The sequence below is a fragment of the Capnocytophaga leadbetteri genome (assembly GCF_003054025.1).
GTDB lineage: Bacteria > Bacteroidota > Bacteroidia > Flavobacteriales > Flavobacteriaceae > Capnocytophaga > Capnocytophaga leadbetteri.
Map to the genome: position 1 here is coordinate 48,439 of NZ_QBKG01000001.1, position 14,834 is coordinate 63,272.

Annotated in this window: 11 protein-coding genes; 1 reads left to right on the forward strand and 10 read right to left on the reverse strand. The window is 40.7% G+C overall.

What is annotated here, in order from left to right; genetic code table 11:
- Positions 1-25: 25 nt before the first annotated feature.
- From gldB to C8P65_RS00320, 4 genes are all read right to left on the reverse strand, one after another.
- Complete coding sequence (gene gldB, locus C8P65_RS00305; RefSeq protein ID WP_107780359.1) at positions 26-1,006, reverse strand: gliding motility lipoprotein GldB; 981 nt, start codon at positions 1,004-1,006, stop codon at positions 26-28.
- 2 nt (positions 1,007-1,008) lie between these two features.
- Complete coding sequence (locus C8P65_RS00310) at positions 1,009-1,920, reverse strand: hypothetical protein (RefSeq protein ID WP_107780361.1); 912 nt, start codon at positions 1,918-1,920, stop codon at positions 1,009-1,011.
- Positions 1,921-2,078: 158 nt separating this feature from the next.
- Positions 2,079-3,380, reverse strand: coding sequence for a hydroxymethylglutaryl-CoA reductase, degradative (locus C8P65_RS00315; protein ID WP_107780363.1), 1,302 nt, complete (start codon positions 3,378-3,380; stop codon positions 2,079-2,081).
- Position 3,381: 1 nt separating this feature from the next.
- On the reverse strand, positions 3,382-4,566 hold the full coding sequence (locus C8P65_RS00320) for a porin (RefSeq protein ID WP_425430547.1): 1,185 nt from the start codon (positions 4,564-4,566) through the stop codon (positions 3,382-3,384).
- Positions 4,567-4,690: 124 nt separating this feature from the next.
- Between C8P65_RS00320 and C8P65_RS00325 the strand changes: the two genes are divergently transcribed.
- The gene (locus C8P65_RS00325) at positions 4,691-5,236 is read left to right on the forward strand and encodes an RNA polymerase sigma-70 factor (RefSeq protein ID WP_107780367.1); all 546 of its coding nucleotides are present in this window, start codon (positions 4,691-4,693) and stop codon (positions 5,234-5,236) included.
- A gap of 96 nt (positions 5,237-5,332) precedes the next feature.
- On the opposite strand, the gene C8P65_RS00330 is transcribed toward C8P65_RS00325, so the two are convergent.
- The 6 genes from C8P65_RS00330 to C8P65_RS00355 form a co-directional block, all read right to left on the reverse strand.
- Positions 5,333-6,634 carry an MFS transporter gene (locus C8P65_RS00330; protein WP_107780369.1) on the reverse strand — a complete coding sequence of 434 codons (1,302 nt, stop codon included), beginning with the start codon at positions 6,632-6,634 and terminating at the stop codon, positions 5,333-5,335.
- Entirely contained in the window at positions 6,631-7,515 is an 885-nt protein-coding gene (locus C8P65_RS00335) for a glycerophosphodiester phosphodiesterase family protein (protein WP_245887259.1), read from the reverse strand. Before C8P65_RS00335 ends, C8P65_RS00330 begins: the two co-directional genes overlap by 4 nt.
- Positions 7,516-7,529: 14 nt before the next feature.
- Positions 7,530-8,897 (reverse strand): RagB/SusD family nutrient uptake outer membrane protein, encoded by a 1,368-nt coding sequence (locus C8P65_RS00340; RefSeq protein ID WP_107780371.1) that lies wholly within the window; start codon positions 8,895-8,897, stop codon positions 7,530-7,532.
- Between the two features lie 4 nt (positions 8,898-8,901).
- Positions 8,902-12,432 carry a SusC/RagA family TonB-linked outer membrane protein gene (locus C8P65_RS00345; protein ID WP_107780373.1) on the reverse strand — a complete coding sequence of 1,177 codons (3,531 nt, stop codon included), beginning with the start codon at positions 12,430-12,432 and terminating at the stop codon, positions 8,902-8,904.
- A gap of 87 nt (positions 12,433-12,519) precedes the next feature.
- The gene (locus C8P65_RS00350) at positions 12,520-13,488 is read right to left on the reverse strand and encodes a FecR family protein (RefSeq protein ID WP_107780375.1); all 969 of its coding nucleotides are present in this window, start codon (positions 13,486-13,488) and stop codon (positions 12,520-12,522) included.
- A gap of 60 nt (positions 13,489-13,548) precedes the next feature.
- Positions 13,549-14,775 carry a porin gene (locus C8P65_RS00355; RefSeq protein ID WP_107780377.1) on the reverse strand — a complete coding sequence of 409 codons (1,227 nt, stop codon included), beginning with the start codon at positions 14,773-14,775 and terminating at the stop codon, positions 13,549-13,551.
- Positions 14,776-14,834: the final 59 nt, after the last annotated feature.

Below are 14,834 nucleotides of genomic sequence, written 5' to 3' on the forward strand. Positions count from 1 at the left end.
TTGACATATTGGGAAAAATAGTTTACTATTTAGGCTTATACAGTGATTGTTTAAATAGTTCGTCAGCTTTCATTGCTAATAGATTTACTAAAGGAGTATCTTTGTGATTTTCGGCATAAGCCTGCACAATCTGATAGCCTATATAACGCCCTATCTGTCCTGGTGACTGGTTGTCTAACTCTAAATAGAATTTAGAGAAAGGCGCAGGATATAAGAACCGAGAGAGCAGTTTCTTATCAGTTTGGTAGAGTAGCTCCTTTTCTATAAAATACCGCCATATTTCTGCCTCATTTGCCTTTGCCCAGTCGTATTGGTCAGAAGTATATTTTAGTAGTGTTGCCGGTTTTTTATCGGGCATCAAAAGACTTTCTAAATACAGCTTTTTGCCTTCGTAAATCATATTGTCTAAAAAGGTGAGATGGGCACCACGAGGTATGAGCCTATTAGCAAATGCCTCTGCTACATCTACTGTTAGGTATTGTTTGTCGAGCTCAGTACTGATGTACTGCTGCATCTCCTGATAGTAAGGATGTTTAGCCCCCAAATAGTTGTCAGCACCTATTAGCAGCAAGCTGTCGGCATAAATCACTCGCGACTCATAATCTACTCTGCTGATAAGGGTTACTACGCGGGGAGGCTCAAATTTAGGGAAGTAGTATTTGATATGCTGGAATAGGCGTTTTAGCTCTTTCTTTTCAGCTGAAAAGTCGCCTAAACTCTTGTGTATTTCGTTGTAAATATCAGCATAACGCAAGTTTACTGAGGGTTCATCAGGGAAGATAAGTCCGTTGCGAATTTCGCGCCACTCTTCATCGCTAATAGTAGGGGTGAAAAAGTAAGGATACTTCCGGCACAGCTTAGGCAGGTCGGCATCGGGGGTTTTTACAAATAAAGAGTCTAACCGCACAGTCTCAAAGTGCATTGGTATGGCGGCTATTTCCTTTTCTTTTTTATCGCCACAAGCTATGGCGGTTATCAGTACAAGGCTTAGTAATATTCTTTTCATTTTTATTTAATAGTGAAAATAGTAAAGGCAATCATTGCTATAATAAATAGTATAAATAGGTGCATTAGCGCATTTTCTATAGGGAAAAGCAAAAAGATAGCCGCGATGTATAATATGGTTAAAGCTGCTATTACGATAGCGCAGCCCATCGCTTGCCGGTCGGTGCGTACTGCTAATACTATCATTGATAATAGGTCATCTTCGTCGTCTATTGTCTTCTTTTTGAAAGCGCCTTCAAAAAGATTATCTCTTAGAAAGTATTCTTTATACTCCTTTTTCTTTAGTAGTGCTTCTACTAAAGGCTTAGCAGGGGCATACGGTTGCTGCCCTCCTAAGGAGTATAGAGCAACATCTACTATACGGCTATTTTTTTGCTCATCTACAAACGGACTTTGTATAAAAGGCAATAAGCGTTCGCGTTGGTCATTAGGTGTGAGGAAGATAGCAGTTCTATAGACTACATCTCGCTGTATGTCTGAAGCGAAAATATCTTTTTCTATATATTTCCAGCAGGTTTCTAACAATAGTGGTTCAGGTTCTGTTCTCCCTGGTGAATACTCTATTGTGTATTCTAAACAGTACAGATGATGAAACTCTCCCTTTCGGAGGCTCTGATGATAGACATTCAGAAAAGAGTTTATATTTCTAAAATCAGGAGAGAAGTCGGGGTAAGGTTCGTCTTCATACACCACTACTTTCCCCTTGAAAATATCATTAGTATAGATTGCTACTACAGACTTTTCGTTATCTATGAAAATCGGCAATAAGTTAAACCCTAACTGATAAGAGGCCAAGCGTTCTTTAGCAGTTAAGAACTCGCCATAGTTTAGTAGGCGGAGTCCTGCTGAAGGTCTAAACTCCTTCAGAAAAGAACTGTCTACATTATTTTTCTTACAAATATCTTCCCAATCCATACTGTAGTGTCAAGAAGGTTTTTCTGCATTTAAAATTTGCTTATTTGTTAATTAATTCTTAACTTGCTTCACTTTTTTAATTATATCGCTTACCCCTAACTTCGATCGTCGTGTTCCTCCTAAGAAGCAAGATTACCAAGTGAAGTAGGATTTCAGTACTATCCTCTCAATTTCTCAAGCTCACGTTTCACCTCACTGTGCGTCACCGTCTTATCTTTAAAGTAGGCGGTGAGCACTTTTTTTTCGTCTTCACTCGCCCCTAACTGATTAAAAATATTGTTTAAATGCATCTTCATATGCCCCTTTTGAATGCCCAAGCTGATGAGAGAACTCACTGCTGAAAAGTTCTGAGCCAAGCCCACACAAGCCACTATCTGCATCAGTTCGCGTGCGTTAGGCTTCTCTAATATAGCTAAAGCAGTCTTCACTAAAGGGTGCAAGTTTGTAAGCCCACCAACAGTCCCTAATGCTAAGGGCAGTTCTAAAGCAAAGTGAAACGTATCTCCGGTTATCCACGCATCCGACAGACTTTTATAGCGTCCCGTCCGAGCTGCATAAGCGTGTGCACCAGCTTCTATAGCACGAAAATCGTTACCAGTAGCTAGAATTACCGCATCTATACCGTTCATTATCCCCTTATTGTGGGTCGTAGCGCGATATACATCAGCATTAGCGATAGCAAGAGCTTGCACAAACTTACGTGCTGCCGTCTCACCCTCTAAGTGGGCTATCTTAAGGTCTTTCACGGGGCAAAACACTTCAGCGCGCACCACACAATTAGGTACGTAGTTAGAAAGTATCGACATCACTACCTCGTATTTGCCCTGTAGTAGGGGGGCTCTATCGGCTTCGTCTCTAAAAGTATCGGCAAACGACTCTAAGCACGAGTTAATAAAGTTAGCCCCCATAGCATCTAGGGTCTCAAAAGTCGCCGACAGCTGGTAGTAATGTGCCAAAACCTCTGTTTTATCTTCCAAAGTAAGCGAAGTAATCCCTCCTCCTCGTTTTTCCATATTGGCAGTGATAGGCTGAGCATTAGCGAGCATCAAAGGTTGTACACGAGCGAAAAAAGCAGTCAAATCAGCCTTTTCACCATAGAAAAAGAAGTGTACGTGTCCCGTCTTTTGGGTGTCGAGCACCTCTGTATGAAAGCCTCCGTGCGTTTGCCAGTACTTAGCCGCTCTACTTGCGGCCGCTACTACCGAACTCTCCTCGATAACCATTGGCACCGTATAAGTACGTCCGTTGATAACGAAGTTAGGAGCTACCGCAAAGGGCAGGTAATAGTTAGAAACTGTATTCTCTATGAACTCATCGTGCAGTTTTTGCAGTTCAGCATCAGCGTTCTGATATCTTTCAAAGAGAGCAGCGGCATTCTCTACTTCGGGGAAATATGTATCGCAAAGCCACGCTATCTTCTCCGCTTTGGTAAGTTTAGAAAAACCGTCTATATGTTTCATCTTAGTTGTTAGTCTTTAGTATTGGTAGTGTATAATACGCCCCTATGGCTATGCGGTGCATTTGTTCGTTTTTCAAATGCAAAGCCTTATCGTAGCTGATGGAGTTGCCCACATAAGCCAAATAGAAACGAAGGTCTTGCCCACGAAGCGGCGCATACTGTGCTGCCGCAAAATAAATATAGTTAGTGCGCAATTGTTCACTTAGTCGCTGGGTACTACCCGCCTGCTCAATCCCAAGTTTAGCCGACAAACTCCAGCGGTCAGTCAGCTGATAGTCGTAGCGAGACACGGCGCGCTTATATACAGCGTTTTTCTGCATAAGATAATTGTCTTTAGCCAAACCATCATAAGCGCTGAGTAGCTGCGAGGCAGTAAGCCCATAGTCAGCCCCCATATAAGTATAGCTAAGGTCGAGGTAGAGAGTGTGTCGCCCGCTTTTATACCAGTTACCTAGCGCAAGCGAGTGAGTTAGGTTGTTAGCTGCATATTGCGAAAGATTGTAAGAATAACGCAGCTTGAGTTTGCCGTCCAACAAATCGGCATTCCAGAAAAGGTACATACCGATAGGAGCTTTCGAAGCCTTAAAATCGCCTGCTACAAACCCTTTAGTCTTAAGCAAGTCAGTAAAATTAGTATTCACCGTATTGTGCAACTGCACGCCTATCTTATGCGCCCTGTTGATTTTATAGCCAAGAGTAAGCCCCGAAAGAAAGACATTGTTGTACACCCCGTTTAGGTAATCAGTGAAAATATATTCGTACAACGGATTGATTTCCTTCTCAAAAGCACCAAAAGCAGCCAATTGCTTGCCTACAGTCACATCCCACTGGTGGTCAGACCCAAAGCGGTAAGTCAAAAAAGCATAGTCTAAAGCGCTTGTACCACCATCTTGCGTAGTAGCGTTGAATGGCAGATTCGGACGAAAACGCACCCTATAAAAAAGGTCTTCATTAAAATCTCCCTGCAAATTGAGCCGTGCGTTATCAATCACAAAATGGGTACTATTCTTAGAGTCATCTGTATAGCTATCGCTAATACCGCCTCCTCTAAAAAATAAATCTATGTTTAATTTCTTAGCAAAAGTAGGGATAACCTCCTGTTTTTTAGGAAGCGAATCAACCTCTTGTGCTGCGCTATCAAGTGTAAAAGCCAAAGCTAATGCGGAAAAAACTATTTTTTTCATCATTTAGAAAATTATTTATGCCGCAAAGCTACAAAACAATTAGCAATTCAGCAAATTTGAGAAACAGCAAAACAAAAAAGTTTTTGAGTTCTGATAAATTTACTATACCTTTGCCAGACAAACACTTATGGACGAACTACATACACTACATATGCGCATACAACAAGGTGATAGGTTAGCATTTCAAAAACTCTTTGATTTGCTGTGGAAGCCTTTGTATATTTATGCACAATCAATAGTAATGGATGAAGAGGCGGCTAAAGACCTTGTACAAGAAGTATGGATTGACTATTGGAAACGCTGCAAAAGCATACAAAATATTGCTATTGATGCCTATCTGCGCCAAGCTGTACGCTATAAGGTCTATAACTATTTACGTGACCGAAAATTCAATACAGTGCAAATAGAGGTCATAGAAGACCTTCTTACTGATGAAATTGCTATAGACGACCCTGCAACCCTACAAGAAAACTTCTTTACTACCCAAAGCAAACTTAACAACGTACTGAAGTCTCTACCACAGCGTTGTCGCGAAATCTTCTGTCTAAGTCGTGAAGAAGGAATGACCAATACTGAAATTGCTATTCATTATGGTATATCCAAACGCACAGTAGAAAATCAGATTACTTTTGCTCTGAAGAAGTTACGGGAAGTATTAGGAATATTTTTCTAATAAGATTTGCAGATATATCAATTAATACAAAGAGGCTGTCCAAAGAACTTTTCGGACAGCCTCTTTCTTTATAAAAGTAATGAAGGATGAATGTTTTTATGTCTTTTTCCAAGTAAGTAATGCAAATAACATTGAGAGTATAGCAGCTGATACCCAGAATACAGATATAGCACTAAAATCGTAAGTAGTTACACCATTTACTACAGTTTTATTTCCTTCTATTAGGTAACCACTAGCAATATCTTGAATACCTGCGGCTAAATAACTCATTATTCCCACTACCCCTAAAGCTGCCCCTGATGCTTGTTTAGAAGCGATGTCTGTAGCCATCAATCCTCCTAAGAAGCAAATAAGAGCTCCTATTGCTAAACCAAAAATTACCATACTTAGTATATCAGTTAGCCAGCTTTGCGATGCAAAAAGCATCAACGATAGAGCGGTAACATTCATCAACCCAAAGATAAGAGCAGGTTTATTACGGTGTCCGCCGAACCATTTGTCAGAGACAAAACCTGAAGAAGCCGTACCTAAAATACCGCAAATGGCATTGATTGATACTAAAAGGTTTGCCTCTGTAAGACTATAGTGCTTAGCCGCCTGAAAATAATAAGGTCCCCAGCTGGTAACTGCATAACGCGAGATATACATAAAAGCACTTGCAAAGGCTAAGAGCCATACATAAGGATTTTTTATTACCCCTAATTGTTCGTTCCACACACTTTTCTTTTCTTGAGTGACTTGTTCATTCACTGAAGGCAAACCTATGCTTTCAGGACTATCATAAAAGAAAAAGTACAAGATAGCTACCCCTACAAAACCTATTGTAGCAGCCGTGAGAAAGCCCCAACGCCAACCACAATAAGAAGCTACAACCGCTGTGAGTATATAGGTAAGAGCTTCACCTATGTTGTGACTTGTGCTCCAAAATCCGTAAAAGCTACCTCGCTCACTGCTCTTATACCAGCGAGAAAGTCCTACTACACAACTTGCAGCCCCGATAGACTGTACCCATCCATTTACTCCCCAACAAATGATGAAGAATAAATAGGCATTAGTAAAGCCCATTACAAGGTTTGCTAAGGCTGAAATGAGCAACCCTGCACTCATAAAACGCTTGATATTGCTATGGTCAGCTAAGAAACCATTAATCAATTTTCCAAAAGCATAAGAGAAAAATAGGGCAGAACCTATAATCCCTAATTGCGATTCACTTAGGAACCCGCTATCGGCAATAGGCTTTTTCACTACATTCAGGCTTAACCTACACACATAGTAAAAACCATAGCCAAAGGTTGCTGAAAAAAAGATGTACCAACGCAGTTTTTGATAGCGTTTAGATTGCTCCTCAGCTGTGCCTTGCAGTGGCTGAGGAGCACTTTTTTTGAAGTAATTTATCATTGTTTGTAATGTAATTTCTTAGACTTTAAAAAGGCTACAAGCTCTTTAATTCTATCAGTTTGAATGATATTTATCTTTTTGTCTATATACCATTGATAAACAGCAGGATTTTCAAGAGCTTGGTCGTCATTATGTCCTGCATTATGGTCAAACCATAACGAGTTTACCCATATACGATACCCTTTTTCCCGAAGAGACGAAAAGTCTATCAATTTCTCTTCAGTAGCCCCCACCGTAAATTCAAAACCATAGGCTGGGTAATTGTCTACAAAACCATTAATAATCTCCCAACCTTGTCCTTTTTCCAAACGAATAATAGGCATATAGCAAATTTTGTCCTTGATGTTGCCGTACTTCTGGTTAAACTGCTCATAAGTAGCTTCGCCTTTGTAAAGCACCTGTTCTTCCATTCCATATTTTTTTACCAAAGGGTATACAAGGTCAAAATAATCAAAGCCTTTGTCTAAGTTTAAAAATATTTTACCTTGGGCTGCTTGCAGAGCCTCTTCTAAGGTAGCAATTCGCATTTGAGTAGGGTGCCCTGCCCCATCCTTTAGATAGTAATTCTTCAACTCAGCTAAAGTGTAATCAGAGGGTTTCCCCTTAGCTGTTGTAGTACGGTCAAGTACGCGGTCGTGTAGCAAAATAAGTACACTATCCTTGGTGATATTTAGGTCTATTTCAGCCATATTAGCACCAGCTTCGTAGGCTTTTTTGATAGCCCAAATAGAGTTTTCAGGAGCATCGCGCCAGTTACCGCGGTGGGCAACTACCATCACTTTGTCTTGAGGAAAATTCTTAAGTGTAAGAGGTTTTTTTTGCTTTTGTGCGTTTAGAGTTACTCCTAAAAATACACAACATAATAGTATTATCTTTTTCATTTTTGTTAAATCTGTTAGTTATAACCTTGGTTTTGCCAACCTGTTTTATTGTTTACGTTTTCAATTTCTACTGAAGGCACTGGGTATAGTTGGCGATAAGCAGGTACACTCGGGTAAAGAGTGCTAAACTGACCTGTGCGTACTATGTCGAACCAGCGGTCGCATTCTAAAGCCAACTCTAAGCGACGTTGTAAATACACTTGGCTGCGGAAAACCTCCTTAGTAGGATAGTCGGCTAAGGTTTTAGTTGCGATATTGGCATTGCTACGCACCGCGTTTAGCGCATCGAGGGCAGCTTGAGTAGGAGTAGAAGAGAGTTCATTAGCTGCTTCAGCATAGAGCAACATTACTTCGGCACAGCGAATAATAGGAAAGTCGCTGCTGGTTTCGTTGCCTATACGGTCGGCATTGTATTTTAAAGGGCGATTACCCATTGAGGTAGGGGCTACCAAAGCCTTGCGGTTGTCGCCTGTCTCAAATAGCGATTGTGGCAAATTAATTACGTTGTTGCCATCCTGATTTCGATAACGGTTGTTTTGGTGTACTGATTCGCCTACCCCTCCTTTGAGATATTGTACAGCAAATAGCACATCTTTACTGGTTTTGAGGTTGTTAGGGAAGGTTTCATTAGAGGGTACTAAGCCTATCACCCTACCGCTGTTGATAGCCGTTACCAGCGGTGTTAGTTCAGCTAATGCTTGGGCATATTGTTTTTGGTATACATACACTTTAGCCAAAAGGGCTTGAGCCGCATAGCGGGTAGCACGACCGCGCTCGCTATCTGCCCATTGGGTAGGTAACTGTTTGGCGCGTTGTAAATCTGAAATAATCAAGGCATAAATATCGGCTACAGAAGCACGCTGGTTATTACGAGCTTGTTCTACAGTTTGCACTTGGGTAATAAGAGGTACTTCCCCCCAGAGGCGTACTAAGTTGAAGTAAGTCAGGGCACGTAAGAAAGCTGCTTGTCCTGCAATGTTGGTACGCTGAGTGTCAGTCATCGTTACCTTGTCAAGGTTTTCAAAAATAGTATTGGCACGCAATATAATCTGATAAAGCGATAGCCAAGAAGCTTTGAAATTTTCATTAGCAGGAGTTTCCGAAAACGCTTCTATTTCATAATTTACTCCAGCTAAAGCAGCGGCATTATCATCAGTTACATTGTCAGCTCGGACTTCCATTAAAGTGAGAAAACGTCCTGAATATTGGTCTTTAGACTGTAGCTCATCATAGATTCCTGTTACTGCCCCTTCAAGGTCTTTAGCTTCTTTAAAAGCTGTTTTTTCAGTAGGCTTCGAGATAGGCTCACGGTCTATAAATTTGTTGCAAGAAACACTCAGCAAAAGTGCTGAAAGTGCTATAAAAGTATATGTTGCTTTCATTGTTTTAGAATTTTAAGTTTAAACCAAGAGTAAAGGTGCGTGCCAAAGGATACACACCGTAATCTTCGCCGCTGGTGGTAGCATCGGTGCGGTTAGACACCTCAGGGTTGTAGCCTTCGTAGTTTGTAAAGGTATACAAGTTCTGAATGCTGCAGTACAAGCGTACATTACTGAAATACTTACTGATATCCTTAGGGAGGTTGTAACCTAAGGTGATATTCTTGATACGCAAATACGAACCGTCTTCTACGTGCCAAGTGCTAGTTACGGCATTTTGCCCTTTGCTTACACGGTTAGCGCGCACATTCATACCACTACCTGTATCGCTTTCTGATTTCCAACGGTTCAAGGCTCCACGATAGTTGTTCATATTCCCCTCGTGATTGTAGAAGTAGCGGCGTGATAGGTTCAGAATCTGATTGCCATATACACCTTGAAAATCTACTTTGAAATCAAAGTTTTCATAAGTGATACCTGTACCAAAGGCGTAAGTAAATTTAGGTAGATAGTTGCCTACAATAGCACGGTCTGTATCCAACACATCTAAACGACCATCACCATTTACATCCTTAAACTTAAAGTCACCAGGGCGAGTAGTGCTCAAATCGTAATTGTTAGGAGTGTCTACATAGTGCAAAGAAGCATCCACTTCAGCTTGGTTTTTAAATACACCTTCTACTACAGGTAAGTAGTAAGACCCTATTGACTCGCCTACACGAGTGATGAAGTAAGCATTTGGCACCGAACCTGTAGAGATAATGTCGGCATTACCAGGACCTAAAGCTTTTACTGTGTTAATGTTCTTAGAGTAGTTGAAGTAAGGTTCAAATCCCCATTTACCCCAGTTGATATTGCTCGAAATGTTAAACTCTATTCCCTTGTTGTTTACCTTACCGATGTTCTCCAAACGGGTAGCAAAACCAGTAGTGCGTGGGATAGGTACATTTAGTAGCAAATCGTAAGTGTTACTATTATATAAATCAAGTCCAAGATTTAGGAGTCCTTTCCATAGAGAAGCGTCAAAGCCAACGTTTAGCTGAGCGGTTTTTTCCCATTGTAAGTTAGGGTTAGGAATTGCACTAGGCCCCATACCTTTGACTACTGCAGGCGAAGAACCTCCGAGTACATAGCTGTAGTAACTAAATTCACCTAAAGCCCCGTAGTTAGGAATGCGGAAGTTACCAGTGAGACCATAGCTAGCCCGAAGTTTCAGATCAGTAAGAAAAGTGATATTTTTCATAAACTCTTCACCTGTGATACGCCAACCTGCTGAGAGAGATGGAAAATATCCCCACTTGTTGTTATTGCCAAAACGAGAAGCTCCGTCGGCACGTAGAGCCGCTGAAAGCATATACTTGCTTTTGTAAGAATATTGTAGGCGTGCTAAAGCAGAGAGCAAAGCCCATTCTGAAGCTTGAGAGTTTCCACGCGTTACGGTGCCTGCATTCAGTGTTTGAATACTATTGGAGATAAATCCGTTGGCAAACATATAATTGCTCTCATCGCGTTGGTATTGCATTGTCCAACCTCCTAAAGCATTGAGGTGATGTTCGCCAAAATCTTTGTTGTAGTTTAAGGTTTGTTCAAATACCCAATTGTAGCGTTGTGAGGTTTGAGAGGTAGCTTCGGCCTCAGAAGGCTGATTGCCTGCTGTGTTGGAAAGCGGAATAGTAGAAGGTCGGAAAGTGCCTTGAGCATCTGAGAAAATGTCAAAGCCAAAATCCATCTTGTAAGACAAACCTTTTGTGAACTCAGCTTCAGCATATACTTTGCCTAGCAAACGGTTCGCTTTTGTTTGATTTGAAGTAAGCCGTGCTAAGGCTACAGGGTTCCACGCTTGGGTTTGTGAGTTGCCTACACGGCGTGTGCCGTTCACCATCGTAACAGTGCTGGCACTCCATTCGTTTTGAGCAAAGCTGAATGTACCATCAGGATTGTATACAGGGAAGATAGGTGCATAATGCAATGCTGATGCTATTACCCCACCACCGTTGGAGTTATAAGCCCCATTAGCATTTACAGTATTTTCTTTTACAAATGAGGGATTTAGAGAGGCACCAAACTTAAAGATACCTGCTTTGCCGTCTAAATTCAGACGTAAGCCTATACGCTCGAAGTTACTACCTATCACTATACCATCTTGGTTTAGATAATCTAACGAAGAGTAGTACTTTAGGTTAGGAGTTCCTCCAGAAATTGAAATTGAGTGGTTAGTCATAACCGCTGTGCGGAAAATTTCATCTTGCCAATCGGTGTCAGTAAGCCCTTGTACACCTTGCAAATAAGGTTGTAGCTCTACAGGGATAATAGTGTTGTAGTCGTTGTTAGTGTTTTTAAGGCGGGTAGCGTTGTCGTCAGCTGATGAAAAGCTAATAGGCGCTTGGCTTCGTGCAGCACGGCGTTTATTAATAGATTCCATACGGTCAGCATAAGAATTGTTACGTGCGTCTTTTACTAAATCGGCATATTCGTAGGCGTTGAGAAGGTCAATCTTTTTAGAGACGTTTTGGATAGAGAGGTAAGTATTGTAAGAGAAGGAAGGTTTGCCTTCTGCCCCCTTTTTAGTAGTGATGAGCACCACCCCATTACTACCGCGTGAACCGTAAATAGCTGCTGACGAAGCATCTTTAAGTACTTGTATAGATTCAATATCATTGTTATTAAAGGTATTGAGGTCTTCTTTAGCTAAAGGTACACCATCTACCACATACAGAGGAGCTGATCCTGCGGTAATAGTGCCTACCCCACGTACACGTACTTGTAAGTTAGCACCAGGTGCCCCCGTATTTTGGGCAATGTGTACACCTGGCATTTTACCTACCATCGCTTCAGCTACTGAAGTAACAGCCTTGTCTTCCAAGTCTTTCGCTTTTACACTAGCAATAGCAGTAGTTACATCACCGCGCTTTTGCACACCATAACCAACCACCACTACTTCGTCTAACTCAGTGGTATCTTCTTTGAGCACTACTTTGAATTGAGTGTTCTTGCCAATGATAATTTCTTGAGAATGATACCCTACTGAAGAAATTATAAGGGTTTGAGCGTCAGAAGGAACTTCTAAAGAGAAGTTGCCATCAAAATCAGTTGCTACTCCTATGGTAGTTCCTTTCACAACTACGCTTGCCCCTGGTATAGGCACCCCTTTGTCATCTACTACGGTTCCTTTTATAGGGCGTCTGTCAGTAGAGGATTTTAGAGTGTTCACTTTTACCGAAATACTATTGCCAATACGTAGGAAGCTCACTCCGTATTCAGTAGCTAATTTTTCTAATACACTATCTACTGATTCACTCTGATAACTAAAATCAACTTGCTTTTGCAGTGTTTTTAGTTCGTTGTTGTAAACAAAGCTCAATTGTGTTTGAGCTTCAATTGATTTTAAAACATCTAAAATAGATGCTTTTTTTAAATTTAGTTGTATCTTTGCCGTCTGCAATTCTTTATGAGGGGATGCTTTTGCTTCCCAGAAGCTGCATAATAGCGATACACTGAGCAGCCAAATGACCGCCCGATAGCTGAATTTTGTGTGCATAATAAAATAGTTTATAAGGTTATTATCTTATAGATGTAGCAACCTGTTTTTTCTACTCGCCAAAGTACTGAAACAAGCAGGTTGCTTTTATTTTTTATGGCTTATGAGCAGTTTTCCTCCTATAAATTTATAGTTTAGCTCTTCATCGGTAAAACTCAATTGTTTGAGGACTACCTCCAATGGTTCTTTTACAAAAGTTCCTGATATATAGTAATGCTCAGCATCTTTTACTTCCAACTGTACAGGTATACCGTAAAATTTTTCTATCTGAGCAGCTACAACTGTTAGTGAACTTTCATCAAAGTGCAAGATACCTTTTCTCCAGTCGGTGTATAGGGCTATATTTACCTGCTTTGCGTACATCTCCGCTTTATCTTTTTGGTAAACAGCTTGTTGTGCAGGTGCTAAAATTAATTCTTGCATTCCTGCCTTCACGCGTACTTTTCCTGTGGCAAGCGTAACCTTAACATCCTTTTGCATAGCGTAGGCTTCTATGTTGAAACTGGTGCCTAATACCTCAGTGCTTAGTTGTTCTGTTTGTACCACAAAAGACTTATCAGGATTAGGAGTTACTTCAAAAAAAGCCTCACCTATTAGCGTTACCTTGCGTACGCTTTCTGAGAAGGTAGTAGGGTAAAGTAAGCTACTTTCTCCGTTTAGAGTTACTACCGACCCATCAGGTAAATGTACTTCGCGAGTTTCTCCTTTTCTAGTACTCACTTCTTGCCACTCTATGGGGGTAGAAATAACTATTTTAGTACTTTCTGTAGAACTAAACCACCAAGAGCCTACGCTTATGAGTATTAGTAAGGCAGCTACGGCTGCCCATTGGTATACTAAAGTGTATCTTGTGCGTGTTGCATTAACAATTTTTTTAGATAGTTCGCGCTGAATTATTTCAGAAGGGGTATGCTCAAAAACACTCTCAGCATTATGCGCTAAAAGCCTCTTTTCAAACTCATTAAGTACCTTTTCCTCTTCTTTTGAAGTCTTCCTTAATAAGAATTTGTGTATAATATTTTTGAACTCGTGAACTTTCATATATTTTCTTTTCATTTATAAATACCAAAAAACCGACACTACACACATAAAAAATAAAACTTTTTTACTTCTCAATTAAAATTTGATTTGTAGACGTGTTTCTATAAGGCCTAAATTAGTGTTCTCTTTGTCTGCACGATAGCCAACTGAGGTATATGAGGTGCGTACCCGCCAAATCACGTATTTATTGATATAATAGTTGAAAGTAAGCGAATAATCGTTTAGTCTGCCCCCTAAGATGCCTGCTTTGCTATTCGAAAGGTCGGTATAGTTATAACCGGCTACTAACTCCATAGCTCCTGCTTTAGGGGTTGCCATAACGGCATCGGCATCAGAATAAGCATATGGCTTGCCTTTTATGATAGTGCGCACCATAGCGTAAGCTCCACTAGCATCGAATGCTTCAAACCCATTTTTGCGATTTACATTTAGGTAATAATATTGTGCCTCCAAGCCCCAATGACCTTTTGCCAATAAGAGTTCGGGCGAGAATTTGTAGAGAATCGTAGCATTATTAATAGAGGCCTCTTGTGCTGTTACCCTAGCTATACGTGTAGGAAAGTATGTTTTAAGTACATAAGAACTATGGCTTACACCTGTTACTTTTCCTGCATTATCTTTTACTTCAGTATAACGAGGCGTCTCAAAAGCTCCTGAAATACCTACGTGAAAGATATTACCTTCTTCACGATGCAGACGGTATAGTAAACGGCTCATCATACCCATTCCTTGGCTGCCTGTTTTGTCAGCACTCTTCTTCATCGCTTCATTTTCAGCAAATAGGCTCAATGTGCCAAAGAATTTATCTTTTTGGTGCATCAGCATAAGCCCTACAAGCCTATTGTTGTAGAAAGCGCTATTGCTTAGAGGCTCTTCCATAGATATTTTAGCAGAAGCCCCAAAAACACTCTGCATACCGAATTGATGCAGAAAATAACCTCCTCTAAGCAGGGTATGTTTGTTAAAATCGTACTCTATAAATACATCTTTTACCGAAAGAGCTTGATTAGCATAGCCCATTTCTATTTTGCTTTTCCATTGTCCGTAGCGCATCAGTAGGCCAGCACGGAAGTCAGCTAGAGCTATACCACTTACAAACTCGTTGTGATAGTGATTGGCTCCTAACACGCCACCATCAAAATGAATGCGCCCTACCGATTTAATTTCTACTTTCTCTTCTACTTTTTGTGCAGGCTCAATAGGTTGGGCAGGGGTTAGGGTAGCCATTGGCACAGTATTATCTTGTGCATAGCTGTAGCCTAAACTCATTAGGGCAGCGGCTGTAAATACTAACTTCTTCATTTTTTAATATATTTTGGGTTAAACTTTAAATAAAAAAGAGCTCCTTGTGCTAAGGAACT

Coding starts and splice junctions, on each gene's coding strand:
- gldB (WP_107780359.1), bottom strand. CDS start 1,006: ATGAAAAGAATATTACTAAGCCTTGTACTGATAACCGCCATAGCTTGT.
- C8P65_RS00310 (WP_107780361.1), bottom strand. CDS start 1,920: ATGGATTGGGAAGATATTTGTAAGAAAAATAATGTAGACAGTTCTTTT.
- C8P65_RS00315 (WP_107780363.1), bottom strand. CDS start 3,380: ATGAAACATATAGACGGTTTTTCTAAACTTACCAAAGCGGAGAAGATA.
- C8P65_RS00320 (WP_425430547.1), bottom strand. CDS start 4,566: ATGATGAAAAAAATAGTTTTTTCCGCATTAGCTTTGGCTTTTACACTT.
- C8P65_RS00325 (WP_107780367.1), top strand. CDS start 4,691: ATGGACGAACTACATACACTACATATGCGCATACAACAAGGTGATAGG.
- C8P65_RS00330 (WP_107780369.1), bottom strand. CDS start 6,634: ATGATAAATTACTTCAAAAAAAGTGCTCCTCAGCCACTGCAAGGCACA.
- C8P65_RS00335 (WP_245887259.1), bottom strand. CDS start 7,515: ATGAAAAAGATAATACTATTATGTTGTGTATTTTTAGGAGTAACTCTA.
- C8P65_RS00340 (WP_107780371.1), bottom strand. CDS start 8,897: ATGAAAGCAACATATACTTTTATAGCACTTTCAGCACTTTTGCTGAGT.
- C8P65_RS00345 (WP_107780373.1), bottom strand. CDS start 12,432: ATGCACACAAAATTCAGCTATCGGGCGGTCATTTGGCTGCTCAGTGTA.
- C8P65_RS00350 (WP_107780375.1), bottom strand. CDS start 13,488: ATGAAAAGAAAATATATGAAAGTTCACGAGTTCAAAAATATTATACAC.
- C8P65_RS00355 (WP_107780377.1), bottom strand. CDS start 14,775: ATGAAGAAGTTAGTATTTACAGCCGCTGCCCTAATGAGTTTAGGCTAC.